The sequence below is a fragment of the Antarctobacter sp. genome (genome assembly GCF_034670325.1).
Lineage (GTDB): Bacteria > Pseudomonadota > Alphaproteobacteria > Rhodobacterales > Rhodobacteraceae > Antarctobacter.
Genome location: NZ_JAXMNR010000016.1, coordinates 22,034 through 38,496 on the forward strand (window position 1 = coordinate 22,034; position 16,463 = coordinate 38,496).

The following is a 16,463-nucleotide window of genomic DNA, read 5'->3' on the forward strand; positions in this document are numbered from 1 at the left end:
ACGGTCTGGCAATTCAGCGCTTAGTCTTAACCCTCGCATGGCTGCGGGCAAAGGATCGGGCAAAGGCGGGCAGGTCCGGCGCAGGCCCGTCAGGCGCGAAAAGCGCCCGGTCGAGGTCCGCCATCAGGCGGCGTTCTTCGGCGGCGTCGCCATCGCGGCGGGCCAGAACGCGCGCCGCGCGGCGGACCCCGGACGCCTGCCCGGCGCGGGCCGCGCGCCGCAACTGCCGCACATCGGGATCAAGGATCGGAAAGCGCCGCAAAACAGTCCGCGGCTCCAGCCGGTGACGGGACAGCCCCCCGACCAGCCCCAGCACAAAAACCAGCCCCGCAACCAGACCCACGGGCCAGCCCGGCAGGGTCGTGGCGCGGGCGGGCGGGGCCACCGGCGGCAGCGCGCTGTCGTCATAGGCCACCCGCTGGGCCGAGATCGTGACATCGCGCATGACCCGCGCATCGGTGTCGAAATAGCTCAGGTGCAGTGGCTCGACGATGGTGGAATAGGCGTTGCCGGGGCGGATCGTCCAGCGCCAAAAGGCATAGGTCACCGGCCCTTCGGGGGACAATTCGATCAGGCGTTTTTCAGGGTGGGCAAAGACCATGCCCGACGGCGAATACAGGTCAGGCATCGGCGGCACCATCTCGGGCGTCACGCCGATGGCCTTGATCCGGATCATCCGCAGAACCCCCTCCCCCGCCTTCAGCCGGTCCGGGGCGTTGGACCACTGGTCGGAAATCTCGATCCGTTTGGCCGGAAACCACCAGTCACCCCCGGACAGATCCGGCGGCGGCGCAACAGTGACCGTCACCGGGGCCGAGGTGATGTCATGATCGAACCAGTCGTCGCCCTCATCGGTCAGCGTCAGGTGATGGGTGAACGGCCCGATGGTCAGTTGTCCGGGCCGTTCAGCATAGAGCGCCATCCGCCGTTCCATCACCTTGACGGTCTGGCCGTTCAGGCGTTCCTCGCTCCATCTGTCGGGGCCAAGCTGGGTCCAGTTGAACCCCTCCAGCGGCGGCTGTTCCAGCTTTTCGCGGGTGATGTGGCGGCGATAGACACCCCGGATCAGGATCGGGATCATCTCTCTGGAATAGGGCGTCGCCTCTTGTTTCAGCACCGTGACCGTCAGGGTCAGATCCCTGGCCTCGACATCGCGCGACTGGGCCAGCGCGACAGCGGGGACCAGCAGGGCCAGCAGGGCCAGCAGCAGAACGATCAGCCTCATCTGGGGTCCTCCGGGTCGGGCGGTTGCAGTCCCAGCGCCTTGCGCCGTTTGCGTTCATGGGAAATCCGCGCGGCCAGATATTCCCCCGGCACATCGGCCAACTGTTGCAGCCAGCGGTCGTTGGCCATCATGAACCGGTCGTCAAAAACCCGGCGCACCGCCTGACTGGCATGGCTGCGCAACTCGACATTGCCCAGCATGGCAGAGGCATTGGTGACCTGATCCCCCATCCCGGCGGCGCGCGCCTTGCCCTGCGCCACAAAGGACTCCTCGATCACGCCTTCTTTCTTTTCCCCGAACAGGCCCAGCACCTCCGGGTCAATCCCGAGAGAGGCGTAATAGGCGGCGATCAGGTCGAAGTTGGCGCGCGCGTCCTCATCCCCGCCGGGAATGACGCGGTCATAAGCCTCTAGCGCGGCAGAGTATTTGCCGTCCCGCGCCTGCGCCGTCCCAAGGTTGTAATAGGCGCGCGCGGCGTCAAAAGACGCCGCCGACTCGGCAAACGCCCCGGCGCGAAACTGTGCCACGGCGCGCCACTCCGGATCATCGAACAGCGGTGCCGCCACGGACGGCAGCCCCACCGCCAACAAGACCCGGCCAAAGCCCGACAGCCCCCCCAGCGCCAGTGACAATACCGTCGCCAGAACCGTGATCGCCGCAAGCGCCCTCATGTCGCCTGCCGCCTGAACAGCAATAGCATGGGCACCAGCGCCAGAACCAGCAGCACCCGCCCGAAATCCCGCCAGAACAGCAGCGGATAGCTTTGCTGTTCCAACCGATCCCGCGCATTCTGCGACAGCCAGTCGGACAGCCCGTCAGGGACGTCGCGTGACATCAGCGCCCCGCCGCCAAGGGCGACATGGGTTTCCATCGCTGCCGTCGCCGCGCCCACCGCCACCACGCTCAGCCGCGCCCCCTGCCCCGCGATCCGCTCTGCCATCTTCAGGCTGTCCTGGCCCAGCCCCGCACCATCCGTGAACAGGATCACATCGCCCGCGATCACCTCTGCCTCGGCCAGCATCCCGGCGGCCAGATCAAGACCCCGTTCGGGTCTGGTGCCGGGGTCGGGCACGGTCTCTGGCCCGATCAGCGACAGGGTTTGCCCCAACTGCACATGATCCGCCGTCATGTCGGTGGCGACATAGGCATCCCCTGCAAACACCACCATGCCCGCCGGGCGCGAGCCCAGCGACGCAATCCCGAAACGCCCCATCGTGACCAATTCGTCCCAGCGCGGGTCCTCGGTGACGCTGGGTGAGGCGTCCAGCACATAGACCACCCCGTCAAGGTTGCGGAAGGACACCGCATCGCGCCGCTCTATCGCCGGACCGGCCAGCGCCAGCACCGCCAGCGCGGCGGCCCCAAGCGTCGCCACCAGCGGCAGCACCTCGCGCCGCGATTCGATCCGGCCTAGCGCGGCCATCGCGCGCAAGAGTTCAGGCCGGGTGGCGCGTTCCCAGCCGCCAACCCCGCCCTGACGGCGATACAGCCACCAGCCAAAGCCCGCCAGAACCGGCAGCGCCAACAGCCACAGCGGACGCAGCAGGGTCACGTCCCAGTTCATGCGCCCTCCTCCCGCCACGCCAACGCCAAGCAGCCCAGCAAGGCCAGCGCCGCAGGCCAGATCCAGAACTCGCGGTAGACCTCGGCGGCAAGGCCGTCGCTGTCCGTCGCCTCCAGCCGGTCCAGTTCGGCGGTCACGGCGACAAGGTCATCGGTGGTCTTCACCCGGAAACTCTGCCCGCCGGAAATATCGGAAATCGCCCGCAAGGTGGTGGCGTCGACCACCCCGCGCTCGCCCTCCTCGGCGGTGGTTTCGTCCTTGGGGCCAAGGGCGATGGTATGGACGCGCACGCCCATTTCGGCGGCCAGTTGCGCCACGCCCTGCGGGTTGGTGGCGCCTGCGTTGTTCGCCCCGTCGGACAGCAGGATCACAACCCGCGTGGCGGCCTCGGATTTGGCCATGCGTTTCAGCGCCAGCCCCAGCGCGTCCGAGATATTGGTGGCACGCCCGGAAATGCCGATTGTGGCCTCTTCGATGCGCTGCGCGACCGCCTCTGTGTCATAGGTAAAGGGCGTGGCGTAATAGGCCTCGGACCCGAAGACGATCAGCGCCACCCGGTCCCCGGTCCGGCGGCGGGCGAAATCCGCGCCCACGGCGACAACCGCCTCCAGCCGCGTGACCTGCGCACCGTCCATGTAGAAATCATCGCGCACCATCGACCCGGACAGGTCCAGCGCAATCGCCAGATCCCGCCCCGATACCTTTAGCGCATTGACCGGTTGCGGCATGCGCGGGCCACTGATCGCCAGCACGGTCAACCCCCAGATCAGCCAGGGCAGAACCTGACGCAGCAGCTTTGGCGCGCCCCCTGCCCCGCTCCGCCCCGCCGCGATCAACACAGAGCCGATGTGTTCTGGCACAGCCAGCGCCGCCCCGCCCGCGCGCATCGGCGGCAAGAGGCGCGCCGCCAGCCAGGGCAGCGGCAACAGCAGCAAGGCATAAGGGGTGGCAAGCTCAAACATGGCGCTCCAGCGCGGCGCGCAGGGTGGCCGTATCCGGGGCCGTGTCCGGGCGATACAGCGCGTCCCGGATCGAGGCCAGATAGTCCGGGTCATGGCGTTTCAGGAGGGTGAGAAACCCGATGCGCTGCTCGGCCTCGGGCAAGGGGGCCAGCGCGTTGATCTGTTGCGACAGGTCGGGCTGCGGGGCGGGGCGGGTCAGGAAAGGGCGCAGCAATAGCGCAACCACCAGCGCCAAGGCCGCCGCAAGGGCGATGGCGGCGGCCAGCTCCGCCCAGACCCCGCCCGCGGCCTCGGCGGGCAGACGAATGCCCCGCAACGCCGCCTGAAGCGCGGTTTCGCTGAGCGCCTGATCGTTCATGGCGCCCGATCCGCTGGCAGGTTGGCGGCCAGCAGGCGGGCGGTCTGTTCGACGCCGCTGCCCGCATCGATCACCAGCGCCGCGCGCCCGCAGATCGTTTCCGTCTCTGTCGGGGTATGTGCTTGACCGGACAGGGAAACCCGCAACCGGCGGCCATCCGACAGCCGGATCGGATAACGTCCCTTGGGCAGTTTGCCCGCCGCCGCATCGGTGATCCGGATCAGACGCGGCACCCGCCGCCGCGCCAGTTCCGCCAGCCGTTGTTCCATCCCCGGCCCCATGTCGTCGAAACCGGACGCGATGATCACCTCTGACCCCAGCGGCGCAAGCCGTTCCAGCCCCGACATCGCCATGTCCAGAGGTCTGTCCGCAACCGTGCCATCCATGACCGCCTGCAAGGCTTGGTCGTGGGCGCGCACCAGACCGCCGATCACATCCAGAACCCCGCGCACCCGTCCGCGCGGCGACACCGCAACCTGCCCGTCCGGGGTCAGCGCCAGCAACCCGACGCGCCCGCCTTCGGACACCCCTTGCCAGCCGATCAGGGCCAGCGCCTCTGCCGCCGCGACCGACCGGAAAGCGCGCGAAATCCCCCACAGCATCGACGACCGGAAATCCGCCACCAGCAGCGAAACCCGGTCGCGTTCCTCATGAAACTGGCGCACATGCAGCGCGCCGGTGCGCGCGGTTGTGCCCTTGTCCAGATGGCGGATATCGTCACCAGAGACGTATTCGCGCACATCCGCCACCTCATGCCCGTGGCCCTTGCGGCGGGTGGCAAAACCACCGGGCAGCGCCGCCAGAACCGGCTCTGCCCGCGACCTCAACGCCACCTGTCGCAAGGCAATCAGCGACGCCGCCTCCAGCGCGACACCTTGGACCTGTAGCGCGGCGGTCATAGCGGCTCGACCGCGTCGAGGATCGCCGCGACCACATCGCGCGCGCTGCGTCCCTCGGCCACCGCGCGCCAAGACAACACCATCCGGTGCGCCAGCATATCGCCCGCCAGATCGGCCACATCCTCGGGCAGGGCAAAATCGCGGCCATGGATATAGGCACGCGCCTTGGCCCCGGCGGCCAGCGACAGCGATCCGCGCGGCGACACCGCGTGTTCGATATCCACCGCCAGCGGCCCGGACCGGGTCGCCGTCACCAGACGAACGATATAGTCGCGCAGTTCCGGCGACAGATGCACCGCCATCGCCTGTTGCCGTGCCGCATGCAGCGCGGCCAGCGATATGGGCTGTGCGGCGACGGGGGGATGGGTCGATTCCGCCTCGACCAGATCCAGAATGCGGCGCTCTGTCTGCGCGTCCGGCAGGTCCAGATTCACGTATAGCAAAAAGCGGTCAAGCTGCGCCTCTGGCAGGGGAAAGGTGCCGTCATGTTCAATCGGGTTCTGCGTGGCCACAACCAAAAAGGGGTCCGGCAGGGCGTGGGTCTCATTCCCGGCAGTCACCTGATTTTCGGCCATAGCCTCCAGCAAGGCGGATTGCACCTTGGGCGGGGCGCGGTTGATCTCATCCACCAGCACCAGATTGTGAAACACCGGACCGGGCACAAATTCAAAGCTGCCGGTCTGGGGCCGGAACACCGGCGTGCCCGTCAGGTCGGCGGGCATCAGATCGGGCGTACACTGGATGCGGGCAAAATTGCCCTCGACCGCGCGCGACAGCCATTTGACCGCCCGAGTCTTGGCCAGTCCCGGCGGCCCCTCAACCAGCAGATGACCGCCGGTCAGCAGCGAAATCAGCAGCCGCTCGATCAGGCCTTCGTGGCCGATCAGGCCTTGCGACAAGTACCCCAATAGTGGTTGAATTCCCTCTGGCGGGGTGTCGGGCATCGCGTCCATGTCTCCTCCCATCCGCCAATTCGGCGGCCTTTTGACGCGAATCCTATCCTATCCCCCTGCCCCGGCCTATTGAGTCGTAAGTCGCATTATTGGTTGACGGCACGACAATCGGGATCAAGGAGCAAGGCAAAGCGCGGATCGGCCCGTGTGGCCTGAGTCAGCGCGTCGAGCGTGTCAAATTCACTGTCGATAAAATCAATAAACGCCGGGTCCGTCGTCTGATCCACCGGCGACCGCGCAACCGCATGCATCATGAAGACGTCAAATTCACACAGCCGCGCCGGGTTGGAACTGAGCAGCGCCCGCATAAACGCGGCCGACCCCCATGGAAAGCGATGGATATTCAGCGGAACCTCTTGAAGTTTCGAAGAAAATTCAGGTTTCCGCCGCAACATCAGGATATCCATACCAAAGGTGAAACTCTGGAACAGTTCTTCGATCAGGATCGAGCGGTAATAGGTTTCCTCCAGCGATCCGGGCCGCGCCTTGGCCTGTTGGATCAGCATATGCGTCACCATCCCGCGCTTGCCGAAAAAGGTCTGCGCCATGGCGGGCGACGATGAGGAATAGCGCCGACCGCTGGGCAAACCCAGTTGATAAGCGGCATTCATCCAGTCCAGATCATCTGTCAGCAGGTGATGCGGCGGCACCCCGGAATACAGCCGCAGAACAGCCGTTCGGCCCCGTCCGCACATATCCGCGCTGGGGCCCGCGTACCGCATCGGCAGCGGCTTACCAAAGACATGCCGCGACAGGTCGCTGAACGTGTCCAGCACCTTGCGCGTCTGCTCTGTCGGGCGATCCCCGACCAGACACAGCGCGACCCCGGACATATCGCGCCCGTTGATGTGCACAGGGATGGACATGTCCCGGCCCAGCATGGTTGTGCGCAACTGATAGTTCCACCCGCTCCGCGCCAGCGCAAGATACCCCTGCCGGTCGGCGGCGCGGCTGTGCGATCCGGTCACCATGACCAGCGCGGCAAGGACAAACAGGGAAAGCCACAGTTTCATGCTGCTACTGTAGCTTGAAGCCGTCACAGGTCTACTTTGATCCGCAGCGGCGCGCGCCCTGCCCGCGCGATCGTGATCGGGACCCGTCTAAGGGATGCGTGTGACGCATGGCCCAAAGGCGGCGACCCGGACCCACAGAGAGTTTGAGAGTTGTGTGATTCAGGCCGCCGCAGAATCCTTCGGAAGGATACAGTCGAGACCGGAAAACCGGTCTCTGGCTGAGAGGCCTTCTGTCAAACTTTGCAGCGGAATCGAACTCTTATTTTGTGAGAATGGACACTTCACCGCACCATCCGCTTGCGACCTTACCCACGGGTAAGGTCGCGCCGCGTTCAATCGTCCAGCGCCGCGTAAAAAGCGGCGATGGCCTGCTCCAGCTTTCGCCGCTCGATCGAGGAAAAATCCCGGTTGTCGCGCAGTTCCAGCCGCCCCTGAGAGGCGCTGCATTTGGCGACGCCATCGCTCAACGGCACCTGAAAGGTGGTCTTGGCCTGACGCGGTCGCGGCGAAGAGGCTGGCACCTTACCCGTGGGTAAGGCCGCCGCGCCGTCGGCAAAGCTGCGCAGAATCTCAATCTCGCGCGCCGCATCCCGGCCCGGCTCCGCCTTGAGCGCCTGCGCAACCCGGCCCGTCAGATCGTCTTCGCGGTCCATCCGGCGTTTGAGTTCGACACCAACGTTGCGCGGAATTTCCTGCGGATGCTCCAGCACCTTGTCCAGCCGCATCAACAGTTCGGCGAAGGCGCGGATATAGCTGCGCTTGGTATAGCTGGCCGATTTGAACAGGATCGAGACCGCGTCCGACACCTCGTGACAGTCGTTTTCCAGATCGGCCACGTACCGGCGCGCCAGCGTGGCCATCTCGGCGAACGAGATGTCCTTGCGGATCAGGTTTTCGTCCACCATGCGGCGATAGCTGGTTTCGGTCTGCGCCTCTGTCGGAACAATCCCGGCGGGGATTGTGGCAAAACCCGCATCGCCGGTGTCCTCCAGCAGCGCGCGATAGGCCATCAGGCGGCGCATACCCTGGATCAATTCGTATTTCCCATCGTCGCGGGCCTCGACCCGGATCGGGTTCGACAGGCCAATCTCGCGAATCGAGGTTTTCAGTTCTTCGAGTTCATCGTCCGCACCGGGCTTGCGATCCCGTAGCAGGCGTTCGGTCAAAACGCTGTCCAGCGGGATGCGGTCGGCGATCAGACCCTCACGCTTGAGCCGCACAAACTCTGATGCAAGCCGGTCGTTTTCCTCGCGGATGGTGTCCTCTGCGGCCTTGCGGTCGCGCAGCGAATGCGCGTTTTCGTTGATGGCAGAGGCCATCGGCCCCCGGCGCAACGCGCGGTCGGGGGTCTTGCCAACCTCCATCTCTCCCATTTCGGGGATGTCGATGTCGAACATTCTGCGCTTCTTGGTCATTGGTCGTCCTCCATCTGCGCCCATGCGTCATGCACGGTCTGGCGGAATTCCTCATAGGCGGAGTCGAATGTAGACCGTGCTCTGCGCCAGGTCTCTCTGGTCATCTCCCGGTAATCCATTTCGTAGACCGAGTTCAGGAATCGCCCGGACTGCTCCACGGCGCGGGTCATCTCGACCGGGTGTTCGGTGACGTGATCGCCCCAGACCTTGCGAAAGGCATCCTGCATCGCGCGGTGCAGGTCATTGCCCGGCTCGTACCGGGTCAACAGAAAGCGGATGTCGTAAAACGCCTTGGGCAGGGCAATCTTACCCGTGGGTAAGGTGCCGTCGAACCCGGCGGACAGATCCTCCAGCGCCTCGGACAACTGGCCGACAAAAGAGGTTGTGCTGTCGTATTCCCAGTAGCCCGGACCGGAGGGGACATAGAGGATGTCGGCGGCAAAGACCGCGTTCATCGACTGGTAACCGATGGCGGGCGGGCAGTCGAAGATGATCATGTCGTAGCTGTCGTCGGGGATCTGGTCGAGGTAGCGCGACACGGCGGCAAAGAACGACCATTCGGGGTTCAGGTGGCGGTATTGCGCGCTGGCGAATTCGACAAAGGCGGCGTTGGCGCAGGACGGGATGGCGTCGATGGTGGGCCACGAGGTGGGTTTGATAAAGTCACCGATGCGCAGGTCGCCAAGGCCCAGTTCGGTGATGGCGGCGGGCAGGTGGCGCTGGGGCAGGGCGGCGCCGGATTCGGCCCCCACCGGACCCCGGTTCATACGCTCTGTTTCGCGGATCAGATCGCGGGCCATGACGCCCCAGACGGTGTGCTCTTCGGACACATCGGTCAGGCCCATGGAATGGCTGAGCGTGGCCTGCGGATCAAAGTCGACGACCAGCACGCGGTAGCCGTCCAGCGCGGCGGCATGGGCGAAATGCAGCGCCACGGTCGACTTGCCCGCGCCGCCCTTGAAGTTGGCGACAGCGGCGCGAATGGCGCGCTTGCCCGCCGGGCGGTGCGGCATCAGGCTGCGCTTGTTGATCTTCAGACGTCGGCGCATCTCATTGATCTCTTCCAGAGAGAACCAGCGCTGACGGCCTTCCTGTTCGACCTCACCGGTGGGCAAAGAGGGGTCGGCGGCCAGCTTGCCGCGAAAGGTGGACTGGTTGATGCGAAAGATCAGCTCTGACACTTCCCAAGACGAAAACCGCCGCAAGGTCTTTTCCAGGCCCGGAGAAAAGGTCTGCTGCCGGATCCAGCCTTGCAGCTTTAGCGAGCGGTTCTGAAGAACGCCCAGATCAACGTGTGTGTACATGCTATGCCTCGCAGGACGGTTTTTCGGCTTTTCTTGTCATTTACGCTTAATTTGGCTTTGACGCAAAACTTTATATTGTCTGAGGGTAGGGCAGGGCGGTCTTACCCACGGGTAAGAAAACATGAGGAACCGGGGCGGCAACCGATTCGGGCAGGGCAGGGGCCGGCCAGAGCCAAACGGGTTGAATTGGCCCCCACATATTGGGGGACACACGGACCCCCTCTGCGACCCATAGGGGGACATTTCTGGCCCATAGGGGGACAGGCTGGATGTCCCCCATCACCTATATCTTCACCCATTTCTTTATTGGAAAGGGATGAAGGGGTCAGACCAAAACCGGCGCGCGCCTTCGATCGCTTGACAGAATCGGACGGTTGGACGCAAATTGCCCTCAAGTCCGGAAAAGCGTTGGCAGGCGTCGATAATCCGGGCATGACAGCCGGAAAGACCCGGCAACGAGGCGGAGCAGGTCATGCAGGTGGCAAAACCGGTTGGGCGCAATGCGTCCGCCATGAAATACGACATACTGTCGGCGCTGGGGGTTTCGGCGCTGAGCGGGGATAAACATCGTCAACGGCTTTTGCTGCGGCTGATGGTTCTGATCACAACCCGGTACAATTGGCAGAACAATGAATTGTCCATGGGACGGGCCGAGATTGCGCGCCTGTGGTCCGTCGATGAACGCACGGTCAAACGCGAGATGGCCAAGATGCGCAGCGCCGGATGGGTCGAGGTCAAGCGCGCCGGGGTTAAGGGCCGGGTGACGGTCTACGCGCTGAACCTTGACGGGGTGATGGCAGAGACGGCGGGCAGCTGGGACCTGATTGGGACGGATTTTGCGGACCGGATGGGTGACCGCCACGGCGGGGCGGGGGAGCCTGCGCAAACCGCCGATCCCAAGGTCATCCCGTTTCAGCCGCGCGCGCGAACCGATCTGGCAGAAGGGTCGTGGGGACAGGTGCTGGCGCAGTTGCGGATCGAGGCCCCGGCGCAGGCAACTGCATGGTTCGGCCAATTGTCCGAGATGGCGCATGAGGGCGGGCGGGTGACACTGGCCGCGCCCTCGCGGTTTGTGGCGGATTACGTGAGCACGCATTTTCAGGCCCATCTGCTGAGAGCCTATGCGGCGGTTGATCCGGGCGTGCGCCGGATCGAGGTGGTGCCGGTGGAGGCGTGACCCGGCGGGATCAGGTCAGGACCGGGGCCAGTCCGTCGAGGCAGAACCCCTTGTTGCGCTGGGTCCGGATTTCGAAGCCTACGTCATGACCGGCCAGTTTCTTGCGCAGATAGCCGATGTAGACATCGACGACGTTTTCGGTGCCCGACCCTTCGGCGGCCCAGAGAGTGTCAAAGATCCAGCCACGGGACAGCGGCCTGCCGGCATGGGCCACCAGAATGTGCAACAGCGCAAACTCCCGCTCTGTCAGGGTGATGTCCACCTTGGCAGAGCACAGGCTCCGGTCCGTTGCGGACAGGGTGGCGGGGGTCGGGCGGCTGTCGCGCACACGCTTTTCCTGAACCCTGATCCGCGCCACCAGTTCATCGAAAGAGAAGGGTTTGACGATGTAATCATCGGCCCCGGCCTCCAGCCCCGCGGCGCGGTGGTCGACGTCCGACAGGGCCGACAGCATGACAATCGGCACATCGACGCCCGCCGCGCGGGCGGCGCGCACCAGTTCCACGCCATTGTCCGCGCCCAGCATCACGTCGCAGATGACGCCGGTAAAGGATTCGGCCGTCAGGCGGGCAAGACCGCGGTCGGCGCGGTTCTCGGCCTCTGTGTCGTAGCCATGCAGCGCAAGGCCGCGGGACAGCGCGGCGGTGATGCCGGGGTCGTCGTCTATGATCAGCAGCCGGGGTGTCATGGCCGCAGTCTACGGCGCGCGGCGCGGCAGTCGAACCGAAACTTTGGTGCCGGGTCCATCGCCCAGAGCATCGGAGCGGGGCAGGGGGCTTTGCAGCGTGATCGTTCCGCTTTGCGCCTCGATCACCCAGCGAGCCAGCGCAAGGCCGATGCCAAACCCCTGAGAGCCAGAGCCGCGCGCAAAGCGGTCAAACAGGGTCGCGCGGTCTGGCGCGGCGACGCCCGGACCATTGTCCGACACGGAGAGCCCGACAAAATCCGGCTCCTCGATGGGCTCCAGACGGATTATGCCGCCGTCGCGCGCGTGGCGCGCCGCATTGGACACCAGACCGGCCACCACCTGCCGCAGCCAGTTGGCATCGCCGGTGGCCGGGAGGGCAGGGGCGGGCATCACCTCCAGCCGCATCCCGGCGCTGTCGCATTCGGCGGCCACATCCTGCGCCACCTGGCCCAGGATGGCGGCCAGATCGACCGCGTGCAGGTCCAGCGCCAGTTCCCCGCTTTCGGACCGCGCGACGCGCAGCAGATCGTCGATGCGGCGGTTCAGACGCTCTGCCCGGTCCTGAATCGTGGCAAAAGCGGCGTTTGCCTCGGCCTGTTGTTTCTGACCGATCTGCGCCTCCATCAGGATCACGGTCAGGGGCGTGCGCAATTCGTGACTGATGTCGGCAAAAAAGCGGCGGCGGGTTTCATCGGTCTTGGCAAGCTGGTCATTGGCGGCGCGCAGTTCGGCGGTGCGCTGGTCGATGGTCTCATTCAGGGCGGCACGGTCGGCACGCACCGCGTCTTCCTTTTGCGACAGCGCGCGGGCCATGCGGTTGGTTTCGGAAAACAGATGGCCGATCTCATCCGTGCGGGTTTCGGGCAGGGCGACGGCGTAATTCTCGGCGCCGATCTGGCGGGCGGCGTCGCGCAACCGATCCAGCCGCAGAAACTGTGGCCGCACCAGACCGAGGTAAAAGACCAGCGCGGTCAGGATCGACAGCGCCCCGATGATGAGGGCGATCAGCGACAGCGCCTGCCGCAAGCGTTCGATCCCCGACAGGATGTCATTGCGAAACAGGATCTCGGCGTTGACGGCCTGATTGAGCAACGGATCAAAGCCAGAGGCAAAAGCATTGATCTGCGCCCGCAGGCGGTCCGCGTCGGTTGTTGCCTCTCCCAAGCCTCTGACCGTGCTGTCCAGCAGGGCCTGCATCCGGGCAAGTCCCAGCGACTGGGTGGCGTACCGCGACTGCGCGTCCAGTCCCAGCGCCTCTACCTGCGTGACGGCCAGTTCCAGATCCGACCGTAGGCGGGTAAAGGTCTCTGCGATATTGCGCGATATGGGGGCGATCCGGTCCGTGCGCGCCTCTGCGTCAAGGCGCGATTGCACGGCCTCTGTCGCAACCACCAGCAGGGTAGAGACCTGCGTGGACAGGATGGAATATCGGGCGATGCGCGCCTCGGCGGCCAGCGCCGTTTCCAGCCGGTCAGAGACGCGGGTCATCCCGACATATAGCGTGGCGGCGGTCAGCACGGTTCCGGCGGTCAGCAAGGCTGCTCCGCCGCCCAGACGGGCTTTCAGGGACATCTTTCTGCGGCGCAGCATGATTTTTCGCCCAAAGCATCGGCATCACGAGAAAAGCTGCCGAAACATTAGGCGTTTCGTTCCGAAACGGATCAGCCGCAGCAGCGCGGTTTTATCTGTTTTAAGGGATCACTGGCACAGTGCGATTGCGACCAAAGGATGTATTGCATAGGAAATCCCATGATCGAGCTCTTGTTTGTAACGTGTATCGCCGCAGCGACGCCTCAATCCGAGTCTTGCCGGGAACGCAGTCTGGTGTTCACCGATGTGACCCCCATGATGTGTCTGCTGGGCGCGCAGCCGCAGCTTGCCAAATGGGTGCAAGAGCATCCGGGTCAGCAGGTCAAAAGCTGGAAATGCAAGGCGGTCAGTTTCGCGGAACGCGACGCCTGACGCCCTCAGACCTTACGCTTCATCAATCCGCGCGCCGGATCGTAGCCCCAGACCGCCAGCAGTCCAAAGACGACCGTCGACCCAAGAACCCATAGCAGGGCGAACCAGTTGAATTGCAGGTAGAGCAGAAAGCGGATCAGCTCGACCACGTAGGTGAACGGGTTGAGCGCGCAGATATCGTACAAAAGCTCTGAGCTTTCGGCCATTTTCCACAGCGGGTAGAGCGCTGAGGACAAGAAGAACATCGGGAAGATGACAAAATTCATGATCCCGGCAAAGTTCTCTAGCTGGCGGACAAAGCTGGACAGCACCAGGCCAAGCGCGCCCAGCATGATGCCGCCCAGAAACAGGCCGGGCAGGGCGGCGACATAGCCCCAAATCGGCATGGTGATGTCAAACAGCGCAGCGATGGCGAGGAAGGCATAGACCTGTAGCACGGAAATCGCGCTGGACCCCAGCAGGCGGCAGAACAACAGCCACCAGCGGGGCAGGGGGCTGGTCAGCAGCAAGCGCATCGAGCCCATTTCCCGGTCATAGACCAGCGAGAGAGAGCTTTGCATGCCGTTGAACAGCAGGATCATCGCGCAGAGGCCGGGGACGATATAGGTCTCATAGGTGATATAGGTCTGATAAGGCGGGATAATCGACACGCCAAGCGCCGCGCGGAACCCGGCGGCGAAGATCAGCAGCCAGACCAGCGGGCGCACCAGCGCCGACAAAAAGCGTTCGCGCTGATGGATAAAGCGCAGGAATTCGCGCCCGACAATGGCGCGCAGGGCGATCAGCCAGCCGGTCATACGGGGGTCCCCGTCTGGCTCAGGAACCAGTCCGACAGGCTTTGGTCGCCGCGCACCGCGCCCGCCTGACCGTGGGTCAGGATTTGCCCCCTGTGCAGGACCAGCAGGTCGTCGCTGTCGCGGACCTCATCGGTCAGGTGGGTGGTCCACAGCACGCACATGCCCTGCGCGGCCAGATCATGCACATGGGCGACGATCCCCGCGCGCGAAGACGCATCCAGCCCGACGGTGGGTTCGTCCAGCAGCAGCACCTGTGGGTCATGCAGCAATGACCGGGCCAGTTCGGTGCGCCGCCGGTGGCCGCCGTTTAACGCGCGGACCTTTTCATGCGCGCGCTCGGCCATATCCAGCCGCGCCAGCACGGCGTCGATGCGCGCGTTCAACCCCTTGCGCGGCAGCCGGTGCAGCGCGGCGAAATAGGCAAGGTTCTGGCGAACGCTGAGGTCCAGATCCAGCGTCGGCTGCTGAAAGACCACACCCAGCTTTGCAAGCGCCTGACTGGGTGACTGGCGCATGTCGTGTCCGGCAATGTGGATCGTGCCGGAGGGGGAAACCAGCAGCCGGGTCAGCAGCGAAACCAGAGTCGATTTGCCCGCGCCATTGGGGCCAAGCAGGGCGCAAAAACGGCCCTTTTGCAGATCGAAGGACACCGCATCAAGCGCCTGTTTCGGGCCATAGGAAAAGCTGAGGTTCTGGACAGAGAGACCGTCGCTCATGACCGGGCCGCAGCTGAGAAAATGCCGATAATTTGCATTATGTTAAGCATCCTCACCGTTCAATGTGTCGGGCAACCGGTCTGTCAGCGTGGCGGGCCTGCCTGACAGAACCAGCGTCCGGTCGGCCAGACGCTCGGCCTCGGCCCGGGCGTGGGTCACGAACAGCGTGGCGGGCTTTGCCTCGGTGATCAATGCCTCTGTGAGGGATAACATCTGTTCGGCCATCTCCGGGTCGAGCGAGACAAAGGGTTCGTCCATCACCAGAAACTCTGGCGCGCCGGCAAAGGCGCGAGCCAGCGCCAGACGCCGTTGCTGGCCAAGGGACAGTTGACCGGGAAAGGCATCGTCGCGGCCCGACAGACCAACCCGCGCAAGTGCTGCGCGCGCGGCGTCCGCCCCCAAAGTCGGGCGCGCGATCAGCAGATTGTCGAGCGCGCTGCGCCACGGCAGCAAGGTCGGCTCCTGAAAGACAATCGCCATATTGTCGGGGCGCGTCACGGTGCCCTCAAACCTAGTATCGATCCCGGCCATGATCCGCAGGATGGTGGATTTGCCGATGCCGGACGGGCCCAGCAGCGCGACGGTTTCGCCGGGCCGGATGTCAAACCGCACCGGCCCCAGAATCTGCTGGTCGCCAAAGTTTTTCGAGGTGATGTCAGCCCGGATCACGCGGTTCTCCACCGCCGGATGCGGCGTTCCCAAGGTTGCAGGACCAGCCATTCCACCGCCAGCATGACCGCGATGAAGGACAGCGCGTAGACCAGCACCATAGCCACGTCAAACAGTTGGAAATACAGGTGAATTTGGAATCCAACGCCGTTGGAACGGCCAAGGAATTCGACCACCAGAACGATTTTCCAGATCACCGCCACGCCGGACCGCGCGGCGGCGGTGATAAACGGTGCAAGTTGTGGCAGCGTGACGTGGCGCATCCGCGCCAGCCACGACATTCGGTAAACCCGCGCCATCGCGTCGAGGTCAGGATCAAGGGCGCGCGCGCCTTCGCGGATCACGGTGGCGACGTTGGGGATCTTGTTCAGCGTCACCGCCAGAATCGCGGCGGTCTCATTCAGGCCGATCCACAGGTAACACAGCACGATCAGCACAAGCGCGGGCAGGTTCAGGAAGATCACCAACCACGGGTCCAGCCAGCGGTTCAGCGATTCCGACCGCCCCATGACAAGGCCAAGCGCGATGCCGATGGTCATGGCCAGCGCAAAGGCCCAGATCACCCGCAACAGCGTGGCCCCAAGGTGAAAGGGCAATTCGCCCGATCCGATTTCGCGCGCGGCAGGGGGGATCAGCGACCACGGCTGCGGCAGGACCGTCGGGTCCGCCGTCAGTGTGGCGCAGAGGATCCACAGCAGAAACAGCCCGATGATCGACAGGATTGGCGTGGCCGCGTGGGTGTCTTTCATCGGGCGATCTGC

18 protein-coding genes are annotated in these 16,463 nt (G+C 64.6%); 2 read left to right on the plus strand and 16 right to left on the minus strand.

Features of this window, described 5'->3' with window-relative positions; translation table 11 throughout:
* Positions 1–13: 13 nt before the first annotated feature.
* The 10 genes from VOI21_RS23885 to VOI21_RS23930 all read right to left on the minus strand — a co-directional run bounded on the left by VOI21_RS23885 (position 14) and on the right by VOI21_RS23930 (position 9,693).
* Positions 14–1,225 (minus strand): hypothetical protein, encoded by a 1,212-nt coding sequence (locus VOI21_RS23885; protein WP_323772483.1) that lies wholly within the window; start codon positions 1,223–1,225, stop codon positions 14–16.
* Complete coding sequence (locus VOI21_RS23890) at positions 1,222–1,896, minus strand: tetratricopeptide repeat protein (RefSeq protein WP_323772484.1); 675 nt, start codon at positions 1,894–1,896, stop codon at positions 1,222–1,224. The genes VOI21_RS23885 and VOI21_RS23890 overlap by 4 nt, the downstream gene beginning before the upstream one ends.
* The gene (locus VOI21_RS23895) at positions 1,893–2,789 is read right to left on the minus strand and encodes a vWA domain-containing protein (protein ID WP_323772485.1); all 897 of its coding nucleotides are present in this window, start codon (positions 2,787–2,789) and stop codon (positions 1,893–1,895) included. The genes VOI21_RS23890 and VOI21_RS23895 overlap by 4 nt, the downstream gene beginning before the upstream one ends.
* A complete protein-coding gene (locus VOI21_RS23900; RefSeq protein ID WP_323772486.1) occupies positions 2,786–3,751 on the minus strand; it encodes a VWA domain-containing protein in 966 nt (321 codons plus the stop codon). Before VOI21_RS23900 ends, VOI21_RS23895 begins: the two co-directional genes overlap by 4 nt.
* The gene (locus VOI21_RS23905) at positions 3,744–4,109 is read right to left on the minus strand and encodes a hypothetical protein (RefSeq protein WP_323772487.1); all 366 of its coding nucleotides are present in this window, start codon (positions 4,107–4,109) and stop codon (positions 3,744–3,746) included. The genes VOI21_RS23900 and VOI21_RS23905 overlap by 8 nt, the downstream gene beginning before the upstream one ends.
* Positions 4,106–5,008: a DUF58 domain-containing protein gene (locus VOI21_RS23910; protein WP_323772488.1), complete on the minus strand. Its 903-nt coding sequence runs from the start codon at positions 5,006–5,008 to the stop codon at positions 4,106–4,108. Before VOI21_RS23910 ends, VOI21_RS23905 begins: the two co-directional genes overlap by 4 nt.
* Entirely contained in the window at positions 5,005–5,961 is a 957-nt protein-coding gene (locus tag VOI21_RS23915; RefSeq protein ID WP_323772489.1) for a MoxR family ATPase, read from the minus strand. Before VOI21_RS23915 ends, VOI21_RS23910 begins: the two co-directional genes overlap by 4 nt.
* A gap of 86 nt (positions 5,962–6,047) precedes the next feature.
* Positions 6,048–6,974: a hypothetical protein gene (locus VOI21_RS23920; RefSeq protein WP_323772490.1), complete on the minus strand. Its 927-nt coding sequence runs from the start codon at positions 6,972–6,974 to the stop codon at positions 6,048–6,050.
* A gap of 332 nt (positions 6,975–7,306) precedes the next feature.
* Positions 7,307–8,389, minus strand: a complete 1,083-nt coding sequence (locus VOI21_RS23925) for a ParB/RepB/Spo0J family partition protein (protein ID WP_323772491.1) — start codon at positions 8,387–8,389, stop codon at positions 7,307–7,309.
* Entirely contained in the window at positions 8,386–9,693 is a 1,308-nt protein-coding gene (locus VOI21_RS23930) for an AAA family ATPase (protein ID WP_323772492.1), read from the minus strand. The genes VOI21_RS23925 and VOI21_RS23930 overlap by 4 nt, the downstream gene beginning before the upstream one ends.
* A 472-nt stretch (positions 9,694–10,165) precedes the next feature.
* Here VOI21_RS23930 and VOI21_RS23935 point away from each other — a divergent pair, with 472 nt between their 5' ends.
* On the plus strand, positions 10,166–10,870 hold the full coding sequence (locus VOI21_RS23935) for a DnaA N-terminal domain-containing protein (RefSeq protein WP_323772493.1): 705 nt from the start codon (positions 10,166–10,168) through the stop codon (positions 10,868–10,870).
* Between the two features lie 10 nt (positions 10,871–10,880).
* On the opposite strand, the gene VOI21_RS23940 is transcribed toward VOI21_RS23935, so the two are convergent.
* Positions 10,881–11,558, minus strand: a complete 678-nt coding sequence (locus VOI21_RS23940; protein ID WP_323772494.1) for a response regulator transcription factor — start codon at positions 11,556–11,558, stop codon at positions 10,881–10,883.
* A 9-nt stretch (positions 11,559–11,567) separates the two neighbouring features.
* Positions 11,568–13,148 (minus strand): HAMP domain-containing sensor histidine kinase, encoded by a 1,581-nt coding sequence (locus VOI21_RS23945; protein WP_323772495.1) that lies wholly within the window; start codon positions 13,146–13,148, stop codon positions 11,568–11,570.
* A 159-nt stretch (positions 13,149–13,307) separates the two neighbouring features.
* Between VOI21_RS23945 and VOI21_RS23950 the strand changes: the two genes are divergently transcribed.
* The gene (locus VOI21_RS23950; RefSeq protein WP_323772496.1) at positions 13,308–13,520 is read left to right on the plus strand and encodes a hypothetical protein; all 213 of its coding nucleotides are present in this window, start codon (positions 13,308–13,310) and stop codon (positions 13,518–13,520) included.
* A 5-nt stretch (positions 13,521–13,525) separates the two neighbouring features.
* Here the strand turns inward: VOI21_RS23950 and VOI21_RS23955 are convergent, their stop codons facing one another.
* Genes VOI21_RS23955 through VOI21_RS23970 form a run of 4 tightly spaced genes read right to left on the minus strand, consistent with a single transcriptional unit; the run spans position 13,526 to position 16,451 of the window.
* The gene (locus VOI21_RS23955) at positions 13,526–14,317 is read right to left on the minus strand and encodes an ABC transporter permease (protein WP_323772497.1); all 792 of its coding nucleotides are present in this window, start codon (positions 14,315–14,317) and stop codon (positions 13,526–13,528) included.
* Positions 14,314–15,033, minus strand: a complete 720-nt coding sequence (locus VOI21_RS23960; RefSeq protein ID WP_323772498.1) for an ABC transporter ATP-binding protein — start codon at positions 15,031–15,033, stop codon at positions 14,314–14,316. Before VOI21_RS23960 ends, VOI21_RS23955 begins: the two co-directional genes overlap by 4 nt.
* Positions 15,034–15,075: 42 nt before the next feature.
* On the minus strand, positions 15,076–15,702 hold the full coding sequence (locus VOI21_RS23965) for an ABC transporter ATP-binding protein (RefSeq protein WP_323772499.1): 627 nt from the start codon (positions 15,700–15,702) through the stop codon (positions 15,076–15,078).
* Complete coding sequence (locus VOI21_RS23970) at positions 15,699–16,451, minus strand: ABC transporter permease (RefSeq protein WP_323772502.1); 753 nt, start codon at positions 16,449–16,451, stop codon at positions 15,699–15,701. Before VOI21_RS23970 ends, VOI21_RS23965 begins: the two co-directional genes overlap by 4 nt.
* Positions 16,452–16,463 lie beyond the last annotated feature (12 nt).

Excerpts from the sequence above, each read along its gene's own strand:
- VOI21_RS23885 (WP_323772483.1), bottom strand. The coding sequence starts at position 1,225 with ATGAGGCTGATCGTTCTGCTGCTGGCCCTGCTGGCCCTGCTGGTCCCC.
- VOI21_RS23890 (WP_323772484.1), bottom strand. The coding sequence starts at position 1,896 with ATGAGGGCGCTTGCGGCGATCACGGTTCTGGCGACGGTATTGTCACTG.
- VOI21_RS23895 (WP_323772485.1), bottom strand. The coding sequence starts at position 2,789 with ATGAACTGGGACGTGACCCTGCTGCGTCCGCTGTGGCTGTTGGCGCTG.
- VOI21_RS23900 (WP_323772486.1), bottom strand. The coding sequence starts at position 3,751 with ATGTTTGAGCTTGCCACCCCTTATGCCTTGCTGCTGTTGCCGCTGCCC.
- VOI21_RS23905 (WP_323772487.1), bottom strand. The coding sequence starts at position 4,109 with ATGAACGATCAGGCGCTCAGCGAAACCGCGCTTCAGGCGGCGTTGCGG.
- VOI21_RS23910 (WP_323772488.1), bottom strand. The coding sequence starts at position 5,008 with ATGACCGCCGCGCTACAGGTCCAAGGTGTCGCGCTGGAGGCGGCGTCG.
- VOI21_RS23915 (WP_323772489.1), bottom strand. The coding sequence starts at position 5,961 with ATGGACGCGATGCCCGACACCCCGCCAGAGGGAATTCAACCACTATTG.
- VOI21_RS23920 (WP_323772490.1), bottom strand. The coding sequence starts at position 6,974 with ATGAAACTGTGGCTTTCCCTGTTTGTCCTTGCCGCGCTGGTCATGGTG.
- VOI21_RS23925 (WP_323772491.1), bottom strand. The coding sequence starts at position 8,389 with ATGACCAAGAAGCGCAGAATGTTCGACATCGACATCCCCGAAATGGGA.
- VOI21_RS23930 (WP_323772492.1), bottom strand. The coding sequence starts at position 9,693 with ATGTACACACACGTTGATCTGGGCGTTCTTCAGAACCGCTCGCTAAAG.
- VOI21_RS23935 (WP_323772493.1), top strand. The coding sequence starts at position 10,166 with ATGCAGGTGGCAAAACCGGTTGGGCGCAATGCGTCCGCCATGAAATAC.
- VOI21_RS23940 (WP_323772494.1), bottom strand. The coding sequence starts at position 11,558 with ATGACACCCCGGCTGCTGATCATAGACGACGACCCCGGCATCACCGCC.
- VOI21_RS23945 (WP_323772495.1), bottom strand. The coding sequence starts at position 13,148 with ATGCTGCGCCGCAGAAAGATGTCCCTGAAAGCCCGTCTGGGCGGCGGA.
- VOI21_RS23950 (WP_323772496.1), top strand. The coding sequence starts at position 13,308 with ATGATCGAGCTCTTGTTTGTAACGTGTATCGCCGCAGCGACGCCTCAA.
- VOI21_RS23955 (WP_323772497.1), bottom strand. The coding sequence starts at position 14,317 with ATGACCGGCTGGCTGATCGCCCTGCGCGCCATTGTCGGGCGCGAATTC.
- VOI21_RS23960 (WP_323772498.1), bottom strand. The coding sequence starts at position 15,033 with ATGAGCGACGGTCTCTCTGTCCAGAACCTCAGCTTTTCCTATGGCCCG.
- VOI21_RS23970 (WP_323772502.1), bottom strand. The coding sequence starts at position 16,451 with ATGAAAGACACCCACGCGGCCACGCCAATCCTGTCGATCATCGGGCTG.